This is a genomic window from Lactobacillus sp. N54.MGS-719, from assembly GCF_000980505.1.
Classification (GTDB): Bacteria; Bacillota; Bacilli; order Lactobacillales; family Lactobacillaceae; genus Lactobacillus; species Lactobacillus amylovorus.
Window position 1 is genome coordinate 17,133 of the sequence record NZ_LARO01000013.1, and the last position, 24,357, is coordinate 41,489.

22 protein-coding genes, 5 tRNA genes and 1 pseudogene are annotated in these 24,357 nt (G+C 40.5%); 23 read left to right on the plus strand and 5 right to left on the minus strand.

The window, feature by feature from the left end; translation table 11 throughout:
• Window positions 1-2 precede the first annotated feature (2 nt).
• From WS44_RS03840 to WS44_RS03895, 12 genes are all read left to right on the plus strand, one after another.
• Window positions 3-701, plus strand: a complete 699-nt coding sequence (locus WS44_RS03840) for a glycosyltransferase (RefSeq protein WP_013641603.1) — start codon at window positions 3-5, stop codon at window positions 699-701.
• Entirely contained in the window at window positions 698-1,153 is a 456-nt protein-coding gene (locus WS44_RS03845) for a SprT family protein (protein ID WP_013641604.1), read from the plus strand. Before WS44_RS03840 ends, WS44_RS03845 begins: the two co-directional genes overlap by 4 nt.
• An 81-nt stretch (window positions 1,154-1,234) precedes the next feature.
• Window positions 1,235-1,319, plus strand: a tRNA-Leu gene (locus WS44_RS03850).
• Between the two features lie 86 nt (window positions 1,320-1,405).
• Window positions 1,406-2,053: a glycoside hydrolase family 73 protein gene (locus WS44_RS03855; RefSeq protein ID WP_013437355.1), complete on the plus strand. Its 648-nt coding sequence runs from the start codon at window positions 1,406-1,408 to the stop codon at window positions 2,051-2,053.
• A gap of 85 nt (window positions 2,054-2,138) precedes the next feature.
• Window positions 2,139-4,385, plus strand: a complete 2,247-nt coding sequence (pcrA, locus tag WS44_RS03860; protein ID WP_013641605.1) for a DNA helicase PcrA — start codon at window positions 2,139-2,141, stop codon at window positions 4,383-4,385.
• A 35-nt stretch (window positions 4,386-4,420) separates the two neighbouring features.
• Window positions 4,421-6,424, plus strand: coding sequence for an NAD-dependent DNA ligase LigA (gene ligA / locus WS44_RS03865; protein ID WP_013641606.1), 2,004 nt, complete (start codon window positions 4,421-4,423; stop codon window positions 6,422-6,424).
• Between the two features lie 13 nt (window positions 6,425-6,437).
• The gene (locus WS44_RS03870) at window positions 6,438-7,586 is read left to right on the plus strand and encodes a CamS family sex pheromone protein (RefSeq protein ID WP_022087426.1); all 1,149 of its coding nucleotides are present in this window, start codon (window positions 6,438-6,440) and stop codon (window positions 7,584-7,586) included.
• Window positions 7,587-7,597: 11 nt separating this feature from the next.
• Entirely contained in the window at window positions 7,598-7,906 is a 309-nt protein-coding gene (gene gatC, locus WS44_RS03875; protein ID WP_013437359.1) for an Asp-tRNA(Asn)/Glu-tRNA(Gln) amidotransferase subunit GatC, read from the plus strand.
• Window positions 7,906-9,345 carry an Asp-tRNA(Asn)/Glu-tRNA(Gln) amidotransferase subunit GatA gene (gene gatA / locus WS44_RS03880; protein WP_013437360.1) on the plus strand — a complete coding sequence of 480 codons (1,440 nt, stop codon included), beginning with the start codon at window positions 7,906-7,908 and terminating at the stop codon, window positions 9,343-9,345. The genes gatC and gatA overlap by 1 nt, the downstream gene beginning before the upstream one ends.
• 4 nt (window positions 9,346-9,349) lie before the next feature.
• Window positions 9,350-10,780 (plus strand): Asp-tRNA(Asn)/Glu-tRNA(Gln) amidotransferase subunit GatB, encoded by a 1,431-nt coding sequence (gatB, locus tag WS44_RS03885; RefSeq protein ID WP_013437361.1) that lies wholly within the window; start codon window positions 9,350-9,352, stop codon window positions 10,778-10,780.
• Window positions 10,781-10,805: 25 nt separating this feature from the next.
• Window positions 10,806-11,726: a diacylglycerol kinase family lipid kinase gene (locus WS44_RS03890; RefSeq protein WP_013437362.1), complete on the plus strand. Its 921-nt coding sequence runs from the start codon at window positions 10,806-10,808 to the stop codon at window positions 11,724-11,726.
• 320 nt (window positions 11,727-12,046) lie between these two features.
• Window positions 12,047-12,229: a hypothetical protein gene (locus WS44_RS03895; RefSeq protein WP_236945320.1), complete on the plus strand. Its 183-nt coding sequence runs from the start codon at window positions 12,047-12,049 to the stop codon at window positions 12,227-12,229.
• Window positions 12,230-12,279: 50 nt separating this feature from the next.
• On the opposite strand, the gene WS44_RS03900 is transcribed toward WS44_RS03895, so the two are convergent.
• Complete coding sequence (locus tag WS44_RS03900) at window positions 12,280-12,990, minus strand: Bax inhibitor-1/YccA family protein (RefSeq protein WP_013437364.1); 711 nt, start codon at window positions 12,988-12,990, stop codon at window positions 12,280-12,282.
• Window positions 12,991-13,130: 140 nt separating this feature from the next.
• Between WS44_RS03900 and WS44_RS03905 the strand changes: the two genes are divergently transcribed.
• Window positions 13,131-13,478, plus strand: coding sequence for a hypothetical protein (locus tag WS44_RS03905; protein WP_013437365.1), 348 nt, complete (start codon window positions 13,131-13,133; stop codon window positions 13,476-13,478).
• Window positions 13,479-13,529: 51 nt separating this feature from the next.
• Here WS44_RS03905 and nhaC read toward each other — a convergent pair whose 3' ends face one another.
• Window positions 13,530-14,906 carry a Na+/H+ antiporter NhaC gene (nhaC, locus tag WS44_RS03910; protein WP_013437366.1) on the minus strand — a complete coding sequence of 459 codons (1,377 nt, stop codon included), beginning with the start codon at window positions 14,904-14,906 and terminating at the stop codon, window positions 13,530-13,532.
• Window positions 14,907-15,274: 368 nt separating this feature from the next.
• Here nhaC and rlmD point away from each other — a divergent pair, with 368 nt between their 5' ends.
• The 7 genes from rlmD to WS44_RS03945 all read left to right on the plus strand — a co-directional run bounded on the left by rlmD (window position 15,275) and on the right by WS44_RS03945 (window position 19,097).
• Window positions 15,275-16,621 carry a 23S rRNA (uracil(1939)-C(5))-methyltransferase RlmD gene (gene rlmD, locus WS44_RS03915; protein ID WP_014565643.1) on the plus strand — a complete coding sequence of 449 codons (1,347 nt, stop codon included), beginning with the start codon at window positions 15,275-15,277 and terminating at the stop codon, window positions 16,619-16,621.
• Between the two features lie 9 nt (window positions 16,622-16,630).
• Window positions 16,631-17,131, plus strand: a complete 501-nt coding sequence (locus tag WS44_RS03920) for a GNAT family N-acetyltransferase (RefSeq protein WP_013437368.1) — start codon at window positions 16,631-16,633, stop codon at window positions 17,129-17,131.
• Between the two features lie 101 nt (window positions 17,132-17,232).
• Window positions 17,233-17,319 (plus strand) — tRNA-Ser (locus WS44_RS03925).
• Window positions 17,320-17,325: 6 nt separating this feature from the next.
• A tRNA-Asp gene (locus WS44_RS03930) sits at window positions 17,326-17,399 on the plus strand.
• Window positions 17,400-17,406: 7 nt separating this feature from the next.
• A tRNA-His gene (locus tag WS44_RS03935) sits at window positions 17,407-17,482 on the plus strand.
• Between the two features lie 4 nt (window positions 17,483-17,486).
• Window positions 17,487-17,559, plus strand: a tRNA-Val gene (locus WS44_RS03940).
• Window positions 17,560-17,630: 71 nt separating this feature from the next.
• Window positions 17,631-19,097, plus strand: a complete 1,467-nt coding sequence (locus WS44_RS03945) for an MFS transporter (RefSeq protein ID WP_046433224.1) — start codon at window positions 17,631-17,633, stop codon at window positions 19,095-19,097.
• A gap of 55 nt (window positions 19,098-19,152) precedes the next feature.
• On the opposite strand, the pseudogene WS44_RS10260 reads toward WS44_RS03945, so the two are convergent.
• Window positions 19,153-19,664 (minus strand): annotated as a pseudogene (locus tag WS44_RS10260) (TetR/AcrR family transcriptional regulator).
• A 109-nt stretch (window positions 19,665-19,773) separates the two neighbouring features.
• On the opposite strand from WS44_RS10260, the gene WS44_RS03955 reads away from it, so the two are divergent.
• The 3 genes from WS44_RS03955 to WS44_RS03965 all read left to right on the plus strand — a co-directional run bounded on the left by WS44_RS03955 (window position 19,774) and on the right by WS44_RS03965 (window position 22,775).
• Window positions 19,774-21,546: an oleate hydratase gene (locus WS44_RS03955; RefSeq protein ID WP_046433226.1), complete on the plus strand. Its 1,773-nt coding sequence runs from the start codon at window positions 19,774-19,776 to the stop codon at window positions 21,544-21,546.
• A 189-nt stretch (window positions 21,547-21,735) separates the two neighbouring features.
• Window positions 21,736-22,212, plus strand: coding sequence for a GNAT family N-acetyltransferase (locus WS44_RS03960; protein ID WP_081456847.1), 477 nt, complete (start codon window positions 21,736-21,738; stop codon window positions 22,210-22,212).
• Window positions 22,213-22,301: 89 nt separating this feature from the next.
• Entirely contained in the window at window positions 22,302-22,775 is a 474-nt protein-coding gene (locus WS44_RS03965; protein WP_046433230.1) for a DUF3955 domain-containing protein, read from the plus strand.
• Between the two features lie 33 nt (window positions 22,776-22,808).
• On the opposite strand, the gene WS44_RS03970 is transcribed toward WS44_RS03965, so the two are convergent.
• Together WS44_RS03970 and WS44_RS03975 are read right to left on the minus strand one after the other, a co-directional pair.
• Window positions 22,809-23,624, minus strand: a complete 816-nt coding sequence (locus tag WS44_RS03970) for a PTS system mannose/fructose/sorbose family transporter subunit IID (protein ID WP_014565646.1) — start codon at window positions 23,622-23,624, stop codon at window positions 22,809-22,811.
• A partial coding sequence (locus tag WS44_RS03975; protein WP_288145682.1) for a PTS sugar transporter subunit IIC occupies window positions 23,599-24,357 on the minus strand: 759 nt, incomplete at its 5' end. The genes WS44_RS03970 and WS44_RS03975, both read right to left, overlap by 26 nt.

A 24,357-nucleotide genomic window follows, 5' to 3' on the forward strand; every position in this document is an offset into this window, starting at 1 on the left:
AAATGATTCCTAAAACAATTCATTATGTTTGGGTCGGGCATAATCCGAAGAGCAAGATCATCCAAGAATGTATTGCGACTTGGAAAAAGAATTTGCCTGATTTTAAATTTGTGGAATGGAACGAAGACACCTTTGATATGCACGAAAATAAATATATTGAACAGGCATATCAAGCTAAAAAATGGGCCTTTGTGTCCGACTATATTCGTGCCCAAGCTATTTATGAACAGGGCGGTATTTATTTGGATACTGATGTGCGTGTAGTGAGCGACTTAACGCCGCTTTTAAATGACCGGGCATTTATTGGCTTTGAAAATAATAATTATCTGTCAGCCGCAATTTTTGGCGCAGAAAAGGGCCATCCTTTTATGCAGGACATTTTGGACTACTATAAGGACCGCAACTTTGAATACGACGTCAACAATCAAATGGCCGGGGTCAACAGTGTTTCTGTGACCGACATGTTGATTGATAAATATGGTTTAAAGATTGGCAATAAGGAGCAAATGCTCAAAGAGGGCATCCACGTTTATCCTGATGGCGTTTTGTGCAATCCATCGGCGGATTCTAAGAGCATTCACTTGTTTACAGGAACTTGGATGAACGGCAAGCACTCTTTTAAGCATAAGATCGTAACGGATTTGAAGCGCCACATTAATACGCCAAAAGGTGCCGGTTTATATGCGAAGTGGATTCGATGAGACAAGAGGAATTACAAAAATTAACAGAACAAATTTCAAGGGACTATTTTCATCGTCCCTTTTTGCATATGGTGAAAATTAATCACCGGATGAGAACAACGGGTGGTCGCTATCATTTAGATGACCATCATATTGAAATTAATGCGCATTTTTTAGAAGCAAAAAATCAAAAATATTTGGTGGGCATTATTAAACATGAACTGTGTCACTACCATCTGTATTTAATGGGGCTAGGCTACCAGCATAAAGATCGCGATTTTAAAATTCTGCTTAATAGGGTAGGCGGCAGTCGCTACGCACCTGATATTGGTTTAAGACGCCGGAAAAAATATAAATATCTTTATGTCTGTGAAAACTGCAGGCTAAAATATCCACGCATGCGCAGAATAAATACGATCCGCTATAGGTGTGGCAAATGCAAGGGGCGCTTGCGTTTAGCGCGTACTTTTTAAAGAAAATAATAAATAAAATTAAATTATTTTCGAAATTTACTTGCACATCACTCGAATTTAGTCTATTATAGTTACTGTTCCGCGGGCGTGGCGGAATGGCAGACGCGCAAGACTAAGGATCTTGTGATCGCTTTAGATCGTGGAAGTTCGAGTCTTCTCGCCCGCACAAATTAAGAAGTCGCAGTGAGCGACTTCTTTTTTTTATATATTTTTCGGATATACTTTAATTAATGGATTAAAGGAATTGGAATTATGGCAAAAAAGCGTAAATCAAGAATACCAAAAAGTGTAAAGTTAGTTGTTCGCGTATTTATTATTTTGTTTGTGTTGATGATTGCCTTCGTGGGCTTTCGTTACTACAGACGCTATGCAATTCAATCTGAGCAGATCAGACAAGCGCAGTTGCAGCGCCAGCAAGAACAGGTAAAATTACTTAAACAAAGAAAAGCTTTTATTAAAAAGATCGGGCCAATTGCGCGTGAGGTCGACAAGTCTTATGATCTTTTGCCAAGTATCACGATTGCTCAGGCCTGCCTTGAAAGTAATTATGGCCAAAGCGATTTATCGCAAAAGTACAACAACTTATTCGGCGTTAAGGGGACTAACCCGAATACTTCGGCCGTGATGACGACAAAAGAATACGTTAAGGACAAGTGGGTGACTGTGAAGGCGCGTTTCCAAATATACGACTCATACGAGGCTTCTATTCGTGCCCATGCTAGATTATTCCAAAACGGGACAACGTGGAACCACGACCAATATAAGCACGTTTTAGCGTCAAAGGATTATAAGACGCAGGCCAAGGCTTTGGTTACCGATGGCTACGCGACCGATCCGGATTACGCTGACAAATTGATTAATTTAATTGAACAATTTGACCTCGAAAAATATGATAAGTAAATCTTTAAAGCAACGAATGTTCGTTGCTTTTTTGGTATAATGTTTAAGTTGCATTAATGAATTATTTTTTGTGAAGGGGACAATAATGAGCGAAAAATCTATCTTAGCTGGTTTGAATCCGCAACAAAAGAAAGCTGTCGAGACGACCGAAGGTCCGCTTTTGGTTGTTGCTGGCGCGGGTTCAGGCAAAACTTCTGTGTTGACAAGGCGTATTGCTTACTTAGTTGAAGAAAATCAAGTGGCACCATGGAATATTTTGGCCATTACCTTCACTAACAAAGCCGCAACTGAAATGCGTGAACGTGAACAAAAGTTGCTTGGCCCAGCTGCCGAGAATATTTGGATGTCAACTTTCCATGCCCTCTGCGTCAGAATTTTGCGTAGGGATGCGGACAAGATTGGCTACAGCCACAACTTTTCAATTGCGGACTCAGCTGAACAATTGACTTTGGTGAAGCACATCGAAAAGGACTTGAACATTAATCCTAAGATGTACGACCCACGTGGCGTTTTAGCTGCAATTTCTAACGGTAAGAACGACTTGCTTGATCCAGAAGCATTTGAAACTACTGCTTCTTCACCTTTTGAAAAGATGGCGGCCAAGATCTACAAGGAATACCAAAGAAGATTGCGCAGAGATCAAATCATGGACTTTGACGATTTGATCATGCAGACCTTGGTTTTGTTTAAAAAAGATCCAGAAACGCTGCATTATTACCAAAACAAGTTCCGCTATATTTTGGTTGACGAATACCAGGATACTAACGAAGCACAATACCAATTGTGTCATGCTTTGGCTGCCCAATATAAGAATATCTGCGTTGTTGGGGATGCTGATCAGTCAATTTACGGCTGGCGTGGCGCTAATATGGAAAACATCATGAACTTTGAGCATGATTACCAAAAAGATGGTGTAAGAACCGTCAAGCTAGAACAAAATTACCGTTCAACTGGCCACATTTTGTCTGCCGCTAACTCAGTGATTAAGAACAACCAAAACCGCAAGGACAAGAACTTGTGGACTGATCAAGGCGAAGGGCAAAAGGTTACTTACTACCAAGCTCAAAGCGGCGATGATGAAGCGCACTACATTATTTCCAAGATCCAAGAAGAAGTTAAGGACAAGCACCGTTCTTACAAGAATTTTGCCATTCTTTATCGTACTAACGCCCAATCGCGTACAGTCGAAGAAGCTTTTGTTAAGTCAAACATTCCTTACCAAATTGTTGGTGGTCACAAGTTCTACGACAGAAAAGAAATTAAGGATGTCATGGCTTATTTGAAGTTGGTGGCTAACCCTGCCGATACGATGAGCATGAACCGCATCATCAATACGCCTAAGCGTGGAATTGGTGCTGCAACTGTGGATAAGTTGTTAACATTTGCTGATGACAACCACTACACCGTTTTAGATGCGATGGACCATGTGGCAGAAAGTCCAATTAGTACGCGAGCTGCTAAGAAGTTGAGCGACTTTGGCGCAAAGCTGAGGGATGCGATTGCTTATGCGCAAACTAGCAGCGTTACCGGTTTAACCGAAAAAATCTTAGAAGACTTTGATTATACTGATGCTTTAAAGGCTGAAAATACCATTGAATCTGAGACACGTCTTGAGAACTTGGACGAATTCTTATCTGTAACCAAACGTTTTGACGATCATTACGAACCTGAAGAAGACGATTCTAATCCACTAAGCGACTTCTTAGCTGAAGTATCACTTTTAAGCGACCAAGACGATCTAGACGAAGACGATAACCAAGTAGCCTTGATGACTTTGCACGCTGCTAAGGGTCTAGAATTCCCAGTTGTCTTCTTGATCGGCATGGAAGATGGCCTCTTCCCATTGCAAAGATCAATGATGGACGATAATGAATTAGAAGAAGAGCGACGTTTGGCTTATGTTGGTATTACCCGTGCCAAGCAAGAACTGTTCTTAACTAATGCCTACTCACGTATGATGTACGGCAGAATGCAGAACAATCCGCCTTCAAGATTTTTGGATGAAATTGATTCTAAGGACCTTCATAAAGAAGAAAACGAAAAGCTCGAAGGCAGTTTTATCAAGTCCAGCTTTGCGGCTACTTCTGCTCCTTTTGCTAGAAAGGCAGAACGTGCTCGTGCCACAGTTTATACTGCTAAAAAAGCCAGCGGTGCTGTCGGTGCCGAAAAGAAGGGCTGGAGCGTTGGTGATCAAGTAGAACACAAAGCTTGGGGCCGCGGCGTAGTAACCAAGGTCAATGGCACTGGCGAAGACATGGAACTTGATATTGCCTTTCCAGGTAAGGGCATTAAGAGACTTTTGGCTGCGTTTGCGCCAATTAAGAAGGTATAATTGGAATAAATGAGATTTTAATCAGGAGGGCAAAAATGGCAGAAATTACTCTTGATGAAGCCAAAAAAGAGGCTGCTTCACTTAGAACCCAATTGAATGAATGGGCCGATGCATACTACTCAAAAGATGCACCTGAAGTTGAAGATAATGTCTATGATCAAAGCTATAATCGTTTGCTTGAACTCGAAAAAGAGTTCCCAGAGATAGTCACACCCGATTCAATTACGCAAAGAGTTGGTGGACAAATTGACAACGATTTTACTAAAGTTGAGCACCCGATTCCTATGCTTTCAATGGGGGATGTCTTTTCAAAAGAAGAATTGAAAGAATTTGACCAACGGATGCAAAAATTGGTTGGCCACCCCGTTGAATACAACGTCGAATTAAAGATCGATGGTTTGTCATTATCGCTTGAATATGAAAACGGTAAGTTGGTTCGTGCTTCGACTCGTGGTAACGGTTATGTAGGTGAAGATGTAACGGCTAACGCGCATTACATTGCCGACATTCCGCAAACTTTGCCAGAGCCTTTGACTACGGAAGTGCGTGGCGAATGTTACATGGGCAAGGAAGCCTTTGCCAAGCTTAACGAAGAGCGTGAAGAACAAGGTTTGAGCGTTTTTGCCAATCCACGTAACGCCGCAGCCGGTTCGCTTCGTCAGCTTGACCCTAAGGTAACGAAGAAGCGTCAACTGAGCACCTTTATCTATACTTGGGTTAATCCACCAGAAGGTATTACTAGCCAGCACCAAGCCATTGAGCGTATGCACGAATTAGGTTTTCACACTAATGAAACCGGTCGTAAATTAGCTACGCTTGATGAGATCTTTGACTTTATTGATGAATATACGGCTAAGCGTAACAGTTTGACCTATGGCATCGATGGGATCGTATTGAAGATTGATGATTTAAACATTGAACAAGAATTGGGTAATACCGTAAAAGTGCCACGTTGGGAAATTGCTTATAAGTTCCCACCAGAAGAACAAGAGACAATTGTCCGCGACATCGTTTGGACGGTTGGCCGTACCGGTGTCGTAACGCCAACTGCTGTGATGGATCCCGTTCAACTTGCTGGTACAACTGTTGCTAGAGCTTCGCTGCACAACCCTGACTATTTAAATGAAAAGGGCGTTCGCATTGGCGATACGGTTAAATTGCACAAGGCCGGCGACATCATTCCAGAAATTTCTGAAGTTGTTTTAGCAAAGCGTCCAGCAGATTCAGAGCCTTACAAGATTCCTGATACTTGTCCATCATGTGGTCAAAAACTGGTTCACTTAGAAGACGAAGTAGCTCTTCGCTGCATTAACCCATCTTGTCCAGCCCAAGTAGAAGAAGGAATTACCCACTTTGCATCGCGTCCTGCGATGAATATTGCCGGCTTAGGTCCTAAGATCGTTAAGCAGTTAATTGCCAAGGATTTGGTGCACAACGTTGCCGATCTTTACCACTTAACTGCCGATGATTTGGCCGAGCTTGATCACTTTAAGGAAAAATCGATCAATAATTTGCTTACTGCAATTGATAATTCCAAGTCAAATTCAGTAGAATTGTTAATTACAGGCCTTGGAATTGATCACGTTGGAGCAAAAGCAGCCCGTTTAATCGCCCAAAAATTTAAAAATCTGTCAAAGATTATGGCTCAAGGGGTGCAAGATATTGCTTCAATAGATACAATAGGCATGACGATTGCCGAATCGATGACTACGTATTTTGCTCAGCCTGAAGTACAAAAGCTGATTGAAGAATTGCGCGAAAGTGGTTTGAACATGGATTACCTCGGTGAAGATGAAGAAGCTGCACCTGATAACCCATTCAAAGATAAAACGGTTGTATTAACTGGAAAATTAGAGCATTATACAAGAAGTGAATTTACCAAGAAGTTGCAAGCCTTAGGTGCTAAGGTTACCGGCTCAGTTTCTAAGAAGACCAATTATGTAATTTATGGTAAGGATGCCGGATCTAAGTACAATAAGGCCGAGCAACTGGGAATTCCGCTTTTAACCGAAGAAGAAGCAATCGCACAAATTGAATAAAGGGACAATTATTGTGAAAAAATATTTGCAGATTATGGCTTTGGCTGGGGTGATGATTACCCTAAGTGGCTGTGGCAGACTAAAGGACTCAAGTTTAGCCAACAATGCGACAACTACTTCTACAACTAAGAGAAAAAGTTATCAAACAACTAATACGGGCAATAGCGGCTACAGCGTTTTGTTAAAGAACGGCCGCTACGTTACTAGCCCTATTTCTGGTTTGACTGCTACTGATAACGACAACTCAGTAGATACGCGTGAACTTGAACGTGGTTTGATTCAAATTTCTAAGAATCAATTTTCAACTAACCAATACGTTTTCCAAGAAGGTCAATATTTGGATTCTTCAACGGTTACCGATTGGCTAACCAGAAAATCAAAATCTAATCCCAAGGGCTTGAACCCTGTTAATAACGGCAAGACCGGTACTGATACCAGAAATCCAATTTATTTGGAAGAAATTATTGAACAAGATTACTTGACCGGTTCCGGTTCTAAGTATTCAATTGGCGGTATGAGTTTGGGTCTGGCCATGAATTCCGTTGACTACTTCCAAAAGAAGCGGAATGGTGCAGAATTCCAAACCGATATTTCAAGAGCTGAACAACGCGCACAAGGCGAGAAGATGGCTAATGAAATCGTCGCTCGTTTGCGTAAAAAGAAGGCTTTGAAGAATATTCCAATTACCGTTGGTTTGTTCTCAAAGACCGGAAAAGACTCATTAGTTGGCGGAACTTACTTCGCTTACGGGACAGCGGCGTCTAATAGTAGTAAAATAACTAAATGGAAATCCGTGTCGGAAAAAATACAGATTTTACCGACAACTGGTAATGAAAAGGCAATTAATAGCAACGACGCATCGCACTTTAATGATTTCAAGACGTCTATTCAAAATTATTTCCCTAATATTAGTGGGGTAACGGCAACTTTGCGTTATGATAATGGCAAGCTGGCTCAAGAAAATATTTCAGTAACGACCCAGTTTTATGGCTACGAGCAAATTCAAAGTTTTACTCGTTTAGCTTTGTCAACAGCAAAGAAGTATTTGCCTAACAATATTCCAATTGAAATTAGGATTGGATCGGTTGACGATGTTCAAGCATTAATTGCCAAGGAAACCGGCGATAGTGATTATCAAGTCCATGTTTATGGCGGCGAATAGGAGGTATTTGCGTGGAAATCACAAAAGATACCATTAAACACGTTGCGACTCTCTCGCGACTTGCGTTTAATGAGGAAGAATTAGATAAATTTACTGATCAAATGGGATCAATCATCAACATGGCTGATCAACTTAGCGAAGTTGATACTGAAGGTGTTGATGAAACTGTCCAAGTTGTTGATCGTGATACTGTCTTCAGAGAAGATAAACCTGAACACTGGCAAGGACAAACTAGAGAAACATTAATGGCAAACGTTCCTGAAAAGGCTAACGGCTACATTAAGGTTCCTGTAATTATTAATAAGGATGAGGACGAGTAATGAATTACTTAAACGAAGATATTGATTCATTAAACAAAAAGCTTGCCAGCGGTGACTTGTCAGCAGATAAGTTAGCTAAAGACACTGTGGCAAACATTAAGGATACAGATAAGAAGTTAAACGCTTGGATCACTGTTTTAGATGATGCAAAGCCTGCAGAAAACCTTGACTACTCAAAGAGCAAGTTAGCAGGTATTCCAATTGCTATCAAGGACAACATTATCACTAACGGTATTAAGACTACTGCTGCTAGTCACATTTTGTACAATTACATGCCAATGTACGACGCAACAGTTATTTCTAAGCTTAAGAAGGCTGGCGTAACCTTTGTAGGTAAGACCAACATGGATGAATTCGCTATGGGTTCATCAACTGAACACTCATACTACGGTGCTACTCACAACCCATGGAACTTAGACAAGGTTCCTGGTGGTTCATCCGGTGGTTCTGCAGCTGCAGTTGCCGGTGGTCAAGTTGTTGCAGCCCTTGGTTCAGATACTGGTGGTTCAATTCGTCAACCAGCTGCATTCAACGGCATTTTTGGTATTAAGCCAACTTACGGCCGTGTATCTCGTTGGGGTCTTATCGCATTTGGTTCTTCACTTGACCAAATCGGTGTAATGACTAAGCGCGTTAAGGACTCAGCAGAAGTATTGAATGTTATTGCTGGTGCAGACGAACACGACTCAACTGTTTCAACTCGTGAAGTTCCTGACTTTACCAAGTTTATTGGTCAAGACGTTAAGGGCCTTCGCGTAGCTGTTCCTAAGGAATACATGGAAGCAGTTAGCGGTGAAATGCGTGAAGTTATCCAAAAGCAAATCGATACTTTAAAGGATGCTGGCGCAATCATCAACGAAGTATCATTGCCACACACTAAGTACGTTGTTCCTGACTACTACATCATCGCTTCAAGTGAAGCTTCATCAAACTTGCAAAGATACGATGGTATTCGTTACGGCTACCGTGCTAAGGATACTAAGAACTTGCTTGACGTTTACGTTAAGTCACGTTCAGAAGGCTTCGGTACAGAAGTTAAGCGTCGTATCATGCTTGGTTCATTTGCACTTTCAGCCGGTTCATACGACAGATTCTTCAGACAAGCTGCTAAGGTTAGAACATTAATTTGCAATGACTTTGACAAGATCTTTGCTGAAAATGACGTAATCGTTGGACCTACTACTACTGAACCTGCATTTGGTATTGGCGAAGAAGTTTCTGACCCAATCAAGATGTACAACAACGATATTTTGACTATTTCTGCCAACTTAGCAGGTATTCCTGCAGCTAGTGTTCCAGCTGGTTTAGTTGATGGTATGCCTGTCGGCTTACAAATTATGGCTAAGCGCTTTGATGAAGGTAACGTCTTCAAGACTGCTGACTTTATTGAACGCAGCAACAAGTTTTACGAAAAAACACCAACTGGAATGGAGGATTAATTGAATGAATTTTAAATCGACTATCGGACTTGAAGTCCACTTCGAATTAAAGACAAAGAGCAAGATTTTCTCTCCTTCACCAGTAACCTACGGTGCTGAACAAAACACGGAGACTAATGTTATTGACTGGGCTATGCCTGGTACTTTGCCAATGGTTAACAAGAACGTTTACCGTTTAGGTATTATGGTTGCCATTGCTACTCATGCTCACATTTTGCCAACTACTCACTTTGACCGTAAGAACTACTTCTATCCTGATAACCCAAAGGCTTACCAGATTACTCAGTTCTTCCAACCACTTGCTCGTGATGGTTACATCGAAGTTGAAGTTCGCGGTAAGAAGAAGAGAATCGGTATCCACGAAATGCACATCGAAGAAGATGCCGGTAAGAACACTCACGGAACTAACGGTTTCTCATACGTTGACTTAAACCGTCAAGGTGTTCCACTTCTTGAAGTTGTTTCTGAACCTGACATGGAAGACCCAGAAGAAGCTTACGCATACCTTGAAAAATTACGTAAGATCGTTCAATTTACTGGTGCTTCAGACGTTAAGATGGAAGAAGGTTCAATGCGTGTTGATACCAACATTTCCATCCGTCCTGCAGGTCAAAAGGAACTTGGTACTAAGGTTGAAATGAAGAACTTGAACTCATTTGACCATGTACGTCGTTCACTTGCTTACGAAGAAAAGCGTCAAGAACAAGTTCTTTTAGCTGGTGGTCACATCCAACTTTCAACTCGTCGTTTCGACGAAGCAACTGGTAAGACTGTTTTGGAACGTGTTAAGGAAGGTGATTCTGACTACCGTTACTTCCCAGAACCAGATATTGCTCCTGACCACATTAGTCAAGAATGGATCGATCAAATTGCTAAGGAACTTCCAAAGAGCCCATTTGATCGTTACGATGACTATGTAAACAAGTACGGTTTGAAGCCATACGACGCAAATGTTTTGCTTCAAACTAAGGAAAGTTCAGACTTCTTCGACGCAGCAGTTGCAGCTGGTGCTGATCCAACTCTTGCTGCTAACTGGATGAACACTCAAGTAAATGGTTACTTGAACGACCACCGTGTAGGTTTGAACGACATTAAACTTACTCCAGAACACTTGGCAGAAATGATCCAATTGATCAAGGATGGTACTATTTCATCCAAGATCGCTAAGAAGGTCTTTGCTGAAACTATTGCTAACGGTACTGATCCTAAGAAGTACGTTGAAGATAATGGTATGGTTCAATTGTCAGATACTTCAGTCTTAGCACCAATGGTTAAGAAGGTTGTTGACGATAACCCACAATCAGTAGAAGACTTTAAGAATGGTAAGGACCGTGCAATTGGTTACTTAGTTGGTCAAATCATGAAACAAACTCGTGGTAAGGCTAACCCTAAGATGGTTAACAAGTTGCTTAACCAAGAATTGCAAAGTCGTTAATTTTTAGAACGTTAAGGTAGTAATTATGACTAGTAAAGCAAGATTAATTTATAATCCTGTATCCGGTCACGAGCAGATGCCCAAAAACGTGGCCGATATTTTAGATGTGTTAGAGCAAGCTGGCTATGAAGCTAGTGCGTTTAGAACTACACCTGAACAAAATAGTGCTCGCAATGAAGCTACGCGTGCTGCAAAAGAAGGTTTTGACCTGATCGTTGCAGCCGGTGGTGACGGGACAATCAATGAAGTAGTTAATGGGATTGCCTTTTTAGATAAGAGACCTAAGATGGCAATTATTCCAGCAGGTACGACTAACGATTATGCCCGTGCATTAGCTATCCCACGTGACAATATTCCGGATGCCGCAAAGGTTATTTTGAAGAATAAGACACGCAAGATGGATATCGGTAAAGCGGTTTTTGGTGATCAAACTCAATATTTTGTAAATATTGCTGCCAGCGGTTCTTTAACAGAATTAACATATGGCGTGCCATCCGAAGTAAAATCAGCTTTAGGTTATGCAGCTTACCTCATTAAGGGTGCAGAAATGTTGCCTCACTTAACTGAGAACGAAATGCGTTTAACTTATGATGATGGCGTTTATGAAGGCAAGCTCTCAATGTTCTTGTTGGGAATGACCAACTCAATTGGTGGTTTTGAACAAGTTATGCCTGATGCGCAACTTAGTGACGGACTTTTCCAATTGATCGTTGTTAAGCCTTCAGATCCTGTCAGCATGATGAAGTTGATGGCTTTGGCTTTGAATGGTAAGCACGTTGATGATCCTAACATCATCTATACCAAAACTAGAAGCTTAAAGGCTGAACTTATTGGTAAGAATTCAGGACGAGATTTGCCAGTTAACCTTGATGGTGAAATTGGTGGATATTGTCCAGTTGAATTCCATAATTTACAACAAAGAATTGAATTCTACGTTGGTAAATAATGATGATAAGAATCTGGGAATTTCCTAGATTCTTATTTTTTCTATTTAATTCTGAAAAGGGTTATTAGAAAAATGACACACAAAAGTATTCAACCAAAATGGCTTGTCATTACTCAGTTAGTGCGCAAAAGTCACATGGACAGTGGACTGTCTATGTACAAAAGGAACCTTTTGGTAAGGTGAAAAAATATCAAATTAAATAATTTTAATATTGCAATTTACGTAAAATCTTTAAAGCAAGTTGCGATGAATTTATGCAGCGTGTTGGCACTATGGCCGGGAATCCTCAGTTAAAGCTCACCGAAAAGGAACGGACCCTCATGACAATTAATGTCCAAGTCTTCGTTCACAGTATGATTGGGCTGGTTGAAGTTTTGTTAAATTATGGCGATATTCTTTTACCATATGATATGCGTCAGAGCATTATGGCATTCTTACACCAGTCTCCGGTAGAATTGATGAGCAGCATGGTTCCTAATAAAGAAGAAAAAACAGAGCAATAAAAAATCCTGTTGGTGTAAAAACCAACAGGTATTTTCTTATCTTCATTAAATTAGTTACGGTCGTTGCCCATGCCAAAGATTTGAAGCAAGAACAAGAAGATGTTAATGAAGTCTAAGTAAAGTTGTAAAGCACCCAATACAGCAAGGCCGTTAGTAGGAACTTGGCTGCCGTAGTTGTTGTAGATGCTCTTCATCTTTTGTGCATCATAAGCGGTCAAGCCAGTGAAGATTATAACACCGATGATTGAGAATACGAATGAAGCAACTGAGTTGCGCAAGAAAATATTAACAATCATAGCTACAAGCAAACCAATCAAAGCAGCGCCCATGTAAGAACCTAAGTTGTTTAAATCTCTCTTAGTAAATGTACCGAAGATGGCCATTGCACCAAAGACAGCAGCTGAAGAAAGGAATGCCGTACTGATTTGAGCGCCAGTGTAGAAACCAGCTAAAAGTGCAAATTCAAATCCGTAGATGACAGCCAGAATCATTAACATTACAAAGCCAGCAACTGGATTTCTTGTAGCTCTGAAGCTGATCCCCATTGATAAACCAAGAGGTACGATCAGAATAATCCACATCAATGCAGTTGGCATTTGCATTACAGCTGCTCTGAAAACAGTCATGGTCAAAAATGCGGTGATAGCTGATACAAGAACAGCTAAGCCCATGTAGCTATACATCTTGGAAAGAAAACCATTAACTTCTGAGACGTCGTGAACTTGGCGACGTTCAGGACTTGAAAAGTTCATGTTGTCCATATATATGTCACTCTTTCTATTTAATTGTCTTATCTATTTTAACGTATTTGTTTAAAAATTATAAATTTTTTGGATCTTTGGGCAAATACTTAACACTTTCTTGAAGATCTTGCTATCCTTGAAATAAGGAAGTGATTTTTATGGATAAGAAATATACTGATAGTGAAGTGCGCGGCGAGCGTAGCGACCATCCTGATAAGAGTTATGCGGCAGATGAAGTGAGAAAATTATTCTTTACAGAAAATGCTAAAAAGAAATATGACATTTTAACTGGTTCGCAAAAGACCTTTATTGATAGGGAACTTGATGATTTAAGATTGAGTCGAAGCAGTTCGGTAAGCCGCAAAGATAATTCTGAATTGCAACAAAAAATTGTTTTTGAAGAGCAAAATAATCAGGTGATTGTGACGGATATTTTGTATGATGATTATCGTAATTCAAAAGAATATAAAAAAGCGCAAGTTCGCATGTATGATATGAATAATTAAAAGGCCTGCAAAATTAATTGCAGACCCTTTTTAATATCTAGTTATATCCAATTATTTGTTTTTCTTAGCCCATTTTAAGCCGATGCCTGTAACACCACTAAAGATTGAGAAGACAGGTGATAACAAGCTGAAGAAGACGAATGGCAAGAATTGAAGCACAGGTACACCCAATGCAGATGCAGCGAATGAACCGGCAACGCCCCAAGGAATTAAGTAGTTGATAACACTACCACCATCTTCAAGTACACGACTAAGTGCTAATGGTGAAAGACCGATTTTATCAAAGGCTGGCTTGAATGCACGACCAGGCAAAATTACTGATAAGTATTGTTCACCAACGAAGAGGTTGATACAAATACCTGAAAGAATAGTTACGGTGATTAAACGACCAGGTTTGTTCAGATGCTTAACGAGTGGTTCCATCGCACTTTGCACGATGTTGAACTTCATGAGCATCCCACCAAGTGACAAAGTTGAAATGATGAGCGCTACAGTAGCCATCATGCTGGAAATACCACCACGGGTAAGCAATGCGTTAACTGAAGCATCGCTAGTTTTGGCAACGAAACCGTTCATGATCAAGTTGTTCAATGATTGAGCAGATTCATGAGGACTTTGGATAAAGATCATGACCACAGTAATTGCAATGTTCATGAACAAAGTAGGAATTGCAGGGATCTTACGCCAAGCACAGATCAACATAAGAACGATTGGCAAAAGTGCCCACCATGAAATGGTGAAGTTGTTTTGTAAAACTTGTGAGGTACGTTCAATCTTGGTTGGGTCCATATGGCCGCTGTTACCCAAGATCCAGAACAGAATAAGTGATACGACGAATGAAGGAATAGTGGACCACATCATGTTCTTGATGTGTGAGAAAAGTTCACTTTCGGCAACGGCTGATGACAAGTTGGTTGAGTCTGACAAAGGAGACATTTTATCGCCGAATACCGCACCGGAGATGATAGCACCGGCAACTAAGGCAGGGTTGGCACCCATACTTGAACCGATACCAAACAAGGCAATCCCGACAGTTGAGATGGTGGTAAAACCACTACCGATGGCGACACCAACGATTGAACAAACGATGAAGACCGATGGTACGAAGAAACTACCACTGATCATGTTAAAACCAAGAACCATGATGGAAGGGATGATTCCGGCTTTGATCCAAACACCAATTAAGGCACCGATCAACATGAAGATGAAGATAGGAATGATCGCAACGCCGATACCTTCTTTAATCCCGTTTTGAACGTCTTGCCAACTAAAGCCGCGCAATCTTGCCCAAAAGGTAAGAAGTAGTACAGTGAACAAAACTGGCACTTCTGGGGACAAACCGAATTTAATTACGGAAACACCCAAGATAGCTAGTAGAACTATCAGAATGATAATTGATTCTGCAAAAGATACCTTCTTTTTTTCCATATTTCTATTCCTCCAAATAAAAAAGCCCCGCTGACCTAAGTCAACGGGACGACGATAGCCGTGGTACCACCCACTCTTTCAAGTCTAAGTACTTGAATCTCTATCAGATGGTAACGGTTCTGAATATTTCCGAGCGATAAAAATTACGATGTAATTCGTCTAGCTTCGCCTGTCTGGTTCGCACCTACCACCAGTTCTCTGAACGCTGAGCGAAGTAGCTACTGTTTTCGTTAATTGTTGGAAATTATGATAGCAATATTAAAAATGTATGTCAATACTTTTCATGAAAAATAATTTTCAAGACACAAAACTAGTCAAGTATTATAATGATTACAGTATTGATTTATTAAAAAGGTTGAAGATAATACATGAAGAAAAACCAAATTGTTGACTTAGAGATTACCGACCTCTCATACGAAGCAATGGGGGTTGCTCACTATGAAGGTTTGACAGTCTTCGTTACTAACGCTCTTCCAGGTGAAATCGTTAGTGCAAAAATTTTAAAGGTCAAAAAGAACTTTGCTTTTGCCAAAATCGAAAAAATTAAGAAAGAGAGCCCAGATCGAGTAAAGATCAAGCTTAACCAATGGGTGCAAACTGGCTTGGCATCTTTGGCACATATCAAATATGACAAGCAACTTGAATTTAAGCGTAATCAAGTAGTTAACTTGCTTAAAAAGGCGCACTTAGATGACATTGAAGTAGGGCAAACTTTGCCAAGTCCTGAACAAACAGGCTACCGTAACAAGGCACAAGTGCCAGTGCGTGAAATCAATGGTCAGCTTGAGATCGGCTTTTTCAGACGTCATTCACACGACTTAGTGCCACTGACTAATTTCTTTACTACTGATCCTGAAATCGACCGTGTGCTTGTTGCCGTACGTGATATTTTACGTAAATATAGAGTGCCTGCTTATGATGAAATCAATCATAAAGGTGAAGTACGCTATCTTGACGTGCGTAGAAGTAAGGCAACTGGCGAGATCATGGTCATTTTGGTCTGCTTGCACAATGACTTCCCACAACTTTTGGGCGTTGCTGCTGAAGTGAGCCAAATTCCTGGTGTTACTGGCTTGATTTTGAACCACAACCCTAAGAAGACCAACGTAATTTTGGGTAAGAAGGACTACTTGGTCTTGGGTAACGATCAAATTACTGATCAAATTGGTGATTTGAAATTCAGAATTTCACCACAAAGTTTCTTCCAAATCAATTCATTGCAAACACCACGCTTGTACGATTTGGCTATTAAGAAGGCTGATTTGAAGCCAAGCGACGTTGTGATTGATGCTTATTCAGGTATTGGGACAATCGGCTTAAGTGTGGCTAAGCACGTGAAGGCGGTCCGCGGAATCGAAGTTGTACGGGATGCCATTAAAGATGCCAAGGATAATGCTAAGTTGAACGACATCGATAACGCTAAGTATTACTTGGGTAAGGCCGAAGAAATTATGCCACGTTGGGCTAAGCAAGGTCTTAAGACCGATGTTGTTTTCGTTGACCCACCTAGAAAAGGTTTAACGCCTGAATTTATTGATGCGACTGCGAAGACTGGTCCTGAAAAGGTTGTTTATATTTCATGTAACCCTGCAACCATGGTCCGTGATTTGCAACTGTTCCAAGAACAGGGCTATGAATTTGATCGCATCGATCCCGTTGATATGTTCCCACAGACTCCACATGTTGAAGCCGTTACTGTTTTGACAAAGAAGTAAAGTAGAAAAATGATTATTAAACCGTTAATTTCTGAAGACGAAGCAAGACAAACTAGTAAACTTTTTCAAAAATGTTGGCAAGATGTATATAAGGGAATTTTGCCCGCTGAATTTTTAGACAATATTCCAGAAAATGCCTGGGTTAAGAGATTTAATGAGAGCGGCCGTCACAATCTGATTTTTGAAGACGACAAAAATATTGTGCGCGCTGCTGTCAGCTATGGCCGCCCACGTGATACCAGAATGCTTGGTTGCGGTGAATTGATGGCCTTATACGTTGAACCAGATTTTCAAGGTTATAATGTCGGCAAGACCTTGCTTAACGCCGCAGAAAACGAATTGAAGAAGATGGGCTACGGCAAGATTTATTTATGGTGCCTTGATGGTAATGAAAAGGCTCAAGGATTTTATGAACACTTCGGCTGGCGCAACATCGCAACCGAAAGATTCGTTGAAATCGTCGGCAAAGAATACAAATACTTGCTCTACCAAAAGAATTTACGTGACTAAAAAAGACTGCAGATATTGCTTAAATTGCAATATCTGTATTTTTTTACAAAAAACACTTGCGCTTTTTCCTCAGTCTAGTATAATAATACCTGTTCGGCTATGGAGGATTACCCAAGTGGCTTAAGGGGACGGTTTTGAAAACCGTTAGGCGGTTCTGCCGCGCGTGGGTTCAAATCCCACATCCTCCTTTGATTGGTCCATTGGAGCAGTGGTTTATCTCGCCTCCCTGTCACGGAGGAGATCGTGGGTTCAAATCCCACATGGACCGTAATATGGCGGAATTGGTGAAGGGGTTAACACACTGGTTTGTGGATCCAGCATGCGTGGGTTCGAATCCCACATTCCGCCCCATAATGGAGGATTAGCTCAGCTGGGAGAGCATCTGCCTTACAAGCAGGAGGTCACAGGTTCGAGCCCTGTATCCTCCATATTTTTTTACCCAAAAACGTTAGATGATGATTTATCTAGCGTTTTTATTTTGAAGTTGAGAGGGGTTTGAATGAATAAGAAGCAAGTTACGATGGTTACCATCGCGTTGATGCTGGGCAATGTGATGTCTGGACTAGATGGTACGATTATTAACACGGCGATTCCAGCGATTGTTGCATCCCTGCACGGAATCCAATTCATGGGTTGGATTGTCGCTATCTTTTTGCTGGGGATGTCCATTTCCATTCCCATCTGGACCAAGGTAGGGGAAAAGATCACCAATAAACGTGCCTTTGAAATCTCACTGGCACTGTTTGTTATCGGTTCTGTCTTGCAAGGTATGGCGCCAAATATCATCTTCTTCCTATGTTCTAGATTTATCATGGGTGTTGGTGCCGGTGGTATGGGGTCACTACCTTATATCATCGCTGGTTACGTTTTTAAAAACATTAAGACTAGAACTAAGGTCCTGGGCTATTTAACCGCTAGTTGGAACGGTGCCGCTATTTTAGGGCCACTTATTGGTGGTTGGCTGATCGATGCTTTTTCATGGCACTGGGTCTTCTACATCAATATCCCAATTGGCTTGATTGCATTTTTAATCTGCTTGATCTACTACAAGCCAGTTACGCCAAAGCAAACGCCAGTCTTCGATATTCCAGGCGCAAGTTTATTGGTAATCGGATTGCTTCCATTCTTGATGGGCGTGCAATTAGTCGGTTTGACCGCTAGCTGGATTGTCATTAGTTTGATCATCGTCAGCTTGGTCTTTATCGTATTGTTTTTTATCCGTGAAAATCATGCGCAAAATCCAATTATTCCGGTGTCTTTGTTCAAGAATAAAGATCTAGATGGTGACTTTCTTTTATTTGCCTTCACTTGGGGCGCATTTATCGCCGTTAACACTTATTTGCCAATGTGGGCACAGGCGCTTCTCGGTTTATCAGCACTTCTTGGTGGGATGACCTTGATTCCAAACTCAATTGTGGAAATCATTGCTTCACAAAGCGTGGCTGCAATTCAAGATCACTTGACCACCTTTAAGCTGGTCTTCATCGGTATTTTTGCAATGCTTATTTCTTCGGCAGGCATGTTCTTTGCGGACTTGCACACGCCGATCCAACTTTTGGCTGCTATCGGTGCTTTTTCAGGTATCGGAGTTGGTTTTATCTTCGTTGCCTTGCAATTGAAGGTGCAAATCGACGCTGGACTTAAGAACATGGCCACGGCTACCTCAACTTCATATTTGATTAGAATTTTGGCGCAGACTGTGATGGCCGCTGTGTATGGCGTAATCATGAACTTGAATTTGGCTAGTGGTGTAAGCAGTCATCCAGGCATTACGATTACGATGATGAACAAGTTGAGTGATGCTAAGAGTGCGAAATTGTTGCCACAGAATTTAGTGCCAACGATGAGAGATATTTTCCATTCAGGTATTAAGGAGATTATGTTGGTATCAGTGATTTTGCTGGTCATTGCACTTGTTTTGAACTTTTACTTCAACTTTGGCAAAAAACAGAAGAAACTGCAATAGTAAATGAAAAAGCTAATTCCGATTGGGATTAGCTTTTTTAGTATAAAAGGGATCACTAAAGTATAATGTGCTTTTCTGCATAGGCCGTCAGTTCTGCTAATGGCGTTACATAATCCTGCTTTACCCACCAGACCAGCAGCATGTAAATACTGCCAGACTGATAAGCGATAGCATAATCTGGCAAGTTTAAATTCGGGTGATAAACGGTGAAGAGCTTCCTTAAATAGCGCGTTTGCAAGTTAAGCAAACTGCCTTCGAATCCCGCATCAAGCAAGGTTTTCATAGTATTTGGATTCTCTTTGAAAAAATTAAGTAAACGGTCAACTGCTCAGTCAGCGACTTTAATTTATGCTCGTTAATGTCATCGATAAATTTTTGATACTGATTAGCCAAAAATTGTGCTAATACTGAATCTTTATTTTCATAATTGCGGTAAAAAGAAGTCCGCGAAACATCTGCCTTACGTGTAATCTCAGCAATGGGGATCTCTGCGTAAGGCTTTTTTTGTAGCAATGAAAAAAGAGATTGTTCAATCTGCTGCTGAGTACGTACGATTTTCATATTCATAGAAATTCATCCCTCTATAAGTAAATATTGACAAGTGAAAACGCTTACACTATTATTATAATTGTAGATGGTTACAAGTGTAAGGATTATTTGAAAGAGGTGTTGATCTATGCATTATAGCAATGGTAATTATGAAGCTTTCGTAAACGCAAGTAAGCCAAAAGACGTTGATCAAAAATCAGCATATATCGTCGGTTCAGGTTTGGCCGCACTTGCTAGTGCTGTATTTTTAATCCGTGACGGTCACATGAAGGGTGAGAGAATTCATATCTTTGAAGAATTAGGTCTGCCTGGTGGCTCAATGGACGGTATTTATAATAAACAAAAAGAAAGTTACATCATCCGTGGTGGTCGTGAAATGGAGCCACACTTTGAATGTTTGTGGGACCTATTTAGATCAATTCCATCACCAGAAAACAAAGACGAATCTGTCCTTGATGAATTTTACCGCTTGAACAGAAGAGATCCAAGTTACGCTAAGACTCGTGTCATCGTTAACCGCGGCGAAGCTCTCCCAACAGATGGCCAATTGCTCCTTACTCCAAAGGCTGTCAAAGAAATCGTTGATCTTTGCTTAACTCCAGAAAAAGATTTGCAAAACAAGAAGATTAATGAGGTCTTTGACAAGGAATTCTTCCAATCTAACTTCTGGCTTTACTGGTCAACTATGTTTGCCTTTGAGCCATGGGCAAGTGCAATGGAAATGCGTCGTTACTTGATGCGTTTCGTTCAACACGTTGCTACTCTTAAGAACTTGTCATCACTACGCTTTACCAAGTATAACCAATACGAATCATTGATTTTGCCAATGGTTAAATACTTGAAAGACCGTGGTGTTCAATTCCACTACAACACTGTTGTTGACAACATCTTTGTTAACCGTTCAAACGGTGAAAAGGTTGCTAAACAAATTATTTTAACCGAAAATGGCGAAAAGAAGAATATTGATTTAACTGAAAACGACCTTGTCTTTGTTACTAACGGTTCAATTACTGAAAGCACCACTTATGGTGACAACCTCCACCCAGCTCCAGAAGAGCATGAATTAGGTGCGAGCTGGCAATTATGGAAGAATTTAGCTGCTCAAGATGAAGACTTTGGTCATCCAGACGTCTTCTGCAAGGATATTCCAAAGGCTAACTGGAGAATGTCAGCTACGATTACCTTTAAGAATAATGATATCGTGCCATTTATTGAAGCAGTTAATAAGAAGGATCCACATAGTGGCTCAATTGTTACTAGTGGTCCAACTACGATTAAGGATTCTAACTGGTTATTAGGTTACTCAATTAGTCGTCAACCACACTTTAAGGCACAAAAGCCAAATGAATTGATTGTTTGGCTTTATGGTTTGTTCTCAGACACTAAGGGTAATTATGTAGAAAAGACCATGCCTGACTGTAATGGCATTGAATTGTGTGAAGAATGGCTTTACCACATGGGTGTTCCTGAAGAAAGAATTCCTGAAATGGCTGCAGCTGCAACTACTATTCCAGCACACATGCCATATATTACTTCATATTTTATGCCAAGAGCATTAGGCGACAGACCGAAGGTAGTTCCAGATCATTCAAAGAACTTAGCCTTCATCGGTAACTTTGCGGAAACACCAAGAGACACCGTCTTTACTACTGAATATTCAGTTAGAACTGCGATGGAAGCTGTCTATACATTGCTTGATATTGATCGTGGCGTACCTGAAGTATTTGCTTCTGCCTTTGATGTCAGAATGTTGATGAATGCGATGTACTACTTGAACGATCAAAAGAAGCTCAAAGATCTTGATTTGCCAATGCCTGAGAAGTTGGCAATTAAGGGGATGCTCAAGAAGGTTAAAGGCACCTACGTAGAAGAATTGCTTAAGAAGTACAAGTTGATTTAAATGAAAATTATATAACATAGATAAAAAGAACAGGTCGAATGATCTGTTCTTTTTGCTTGTTATCGTATTTTTTTGATAAAATATGTGTGTAAAAATATTATATTTTTTAGTTTAATAGAAAAGAAGGATACTATTTTAGATTCTAAGCCCGCCCGATGGGGTACAAAAGCATATCGTGACGCTAAGCAGTTGTACATGAAGGCATTCCCTGAATGGGAAAGATTCTCAATGTTTTCACTATTAGCAATGTCACTTCACCGTAATGTAAAGTTTCACGCAATTTATGATGATGGCAAGTTCTGCGGCATTACCTATTATGCTGAAAATGACAACACCGTCTACCTGACTTATTTAGCAGTCAGTGAAAAGTTGCGCGGACAAGGATATGGTTCCAAGATTTTGACTATGCTGGAAGATAACTTCCCAGATAAGCAAATCGTGATCGATATTGAACCGGTAACTAAGAAGGTAAAAAATTACAAGCAACGTGTTAGTCGGCTGAAGTTCTACGAGAGAAATGGTTTCCATAGAACAGACCAGAAGTTGAAGGATCCAGATGGAGAATTTGAAGCTTTGACGACTGGTGAAAGATTAGATAAAAATAGTTTCATTAAAATTTTACGTCAAATGAGCTTTGGCTTTTATCAAGCTAGGGTCGAGAAATAAAAAGGAAAGCACTGCTGTCGTTTATGCAAGCAGTGCTTTCTTGTTAGGTTTATATAGTTCTGCCAAAATTAATTTATGAGGTGAAAGAGATGGAATTTAGTGATCAAATTAAGCAGCTAAGAAAGGAAAATAATCTGTCGCAGGTGCAGTATGCAAAAAAATTGCACGTTACAAGACAGGCGGTGTCCAACTGGAAAAATAACCGCAATTTGCTCGACTTAGAAATGTTGATCGAGATCAATCGTGTCTTTCACATCTCACTAGATCAGTTAATTTTAGGAGACGATAATATGAACAAGATGACACAAAAATTGATTAAAGATACTGATGAAAACCGCAAAGCTAAGTACAATATGATTACGACCTTGATTGGTGGATTCTTGATGATTCTTGGATTTGTTTGTTTCTTTATCAAGGCTAATTCGGTAGAATACGTTGATAAGCAAGGCTTTTTACACGAAAACTTCTATTTGATTCTGGTCGGCTATTTATTTCTCTTTGCGGGAATTATTGTTCTTATTGCCGGGGGAATAGTTTACTTGAGAAATAAACATAAGCATTAAAAAAGAGCTCCGTAAGGAGCTTCTTTTTTGTCTTTAACCCAAAATGTGGAAGTATGATAAGATGATACCGAGGATCAAGACGAACCAGATCATCTTAGTTGATGTAACGCCTTTCTTACCAAGTAGCCAGTAAACAAGTGTTACGAGTAGTACTGGTACCAAGGATGGCATGATTTGGTTTAAAATTGTTTGCATCTTCAGCGTGATTTTACCGGTATGGAAAACGTATGGTACTTTCGCCTTAATAACGGTAGGGATCAACGCACCAACCACCGTTACACCAAGCAAAATAGCTGAGTCAGTGATAGCATTCAACTTACCAGAAGCTGAATCGATCAACTTAGTACCTTGGTAGTAACCCATTGGCAAGAATGAAAAACGAAGGAACAAGATGATAAGATCAACAAGGATCCAAAGGATAGAACCAAGTGGATTGCCTCTAAGTCCCATGTAAGCACCAATTGAACCACAGATAGTTGGAATAATCGCACTAAAGATCGTGTCACCAATACCGGCAAGTGGTCCCATTAAACCAGTCTTAATACCAGCAACAGTATCTTTAGACTTTATACCTTGACTTTCTTCAAGGGCTAAGTCAACACCAATGATGAAGTTACCAACATAAGCGTTAACGTTGAAAAATTGAGTTTGCATCTGCATCATTTCGACTAATTCGTCGTCTTTGTACCAGCGCTTAAGAAAAGGCAAGACAGCGTAGAAGTAACCAGGTGCCATCATTCTTTCGTAGTTCCAAGATAATTGACTGCCCCAAAGCCAACGCCAGTTAGCTCTGAATAAATCTCTCTTGGTTAACTTACCTGAATTAGTTTTCGTATTCGCCTTCGTCATTTTCATATTCCTCACTTTCTGTATTATTTGTGTTTGTAGTAGCAGGTTTTTCTTCTAATTTAGCAACTTCGCGTTGGTAGTGAATGTAGGCAAGAGCTGCACCTAGTAAGGCAACACCAAGCATCGGAATCTTCATGTAGGAAGCTGCGATAAAACCAATTGCTAAATATGAAATGAAACGCTTAGTTGGTAAGTATCTAAGCAAGATAGCGATACCAACAACAGGTAAGATACCACCGGAAACTTTAAGACCGTTAGTTAACCAAGTAGGGATGATGTGTAAGATCATTCTGACAACATCGTTACCAACAATTAAAAGAATGAAGACAGGGATCGCACGTGAAAGTCCCCATGAGAAAGTTCCCCAAAGGGCGTTTCTTGCGGCTGCATCTGGATTGTTTTCCTTAATAAATTTGTCCATTCTGTGTTGGAAGATGGTGTTGATGAATCGAGCAAGCACATCGAGTTGCACCATTAATAAACCAACTGGAACGGCTAAACCGATCGCAAATTGAATACCTTTACCAGATAAAACGGCATAAACGGTACCAACGATCGCACCAGTCATAAAGTCAGGCATTGAAGCACCACCATAGGTTGATACCCCAAGGACCATCAATTGCAGGGTGGATCCTACGGCAAGACCTGTAGTGATGTCACCCATAATAATTCCTGAAACCATACCAATGGCTAAAGGATTGTTCAAAATCGATACAGTTAATTGATCGATAAT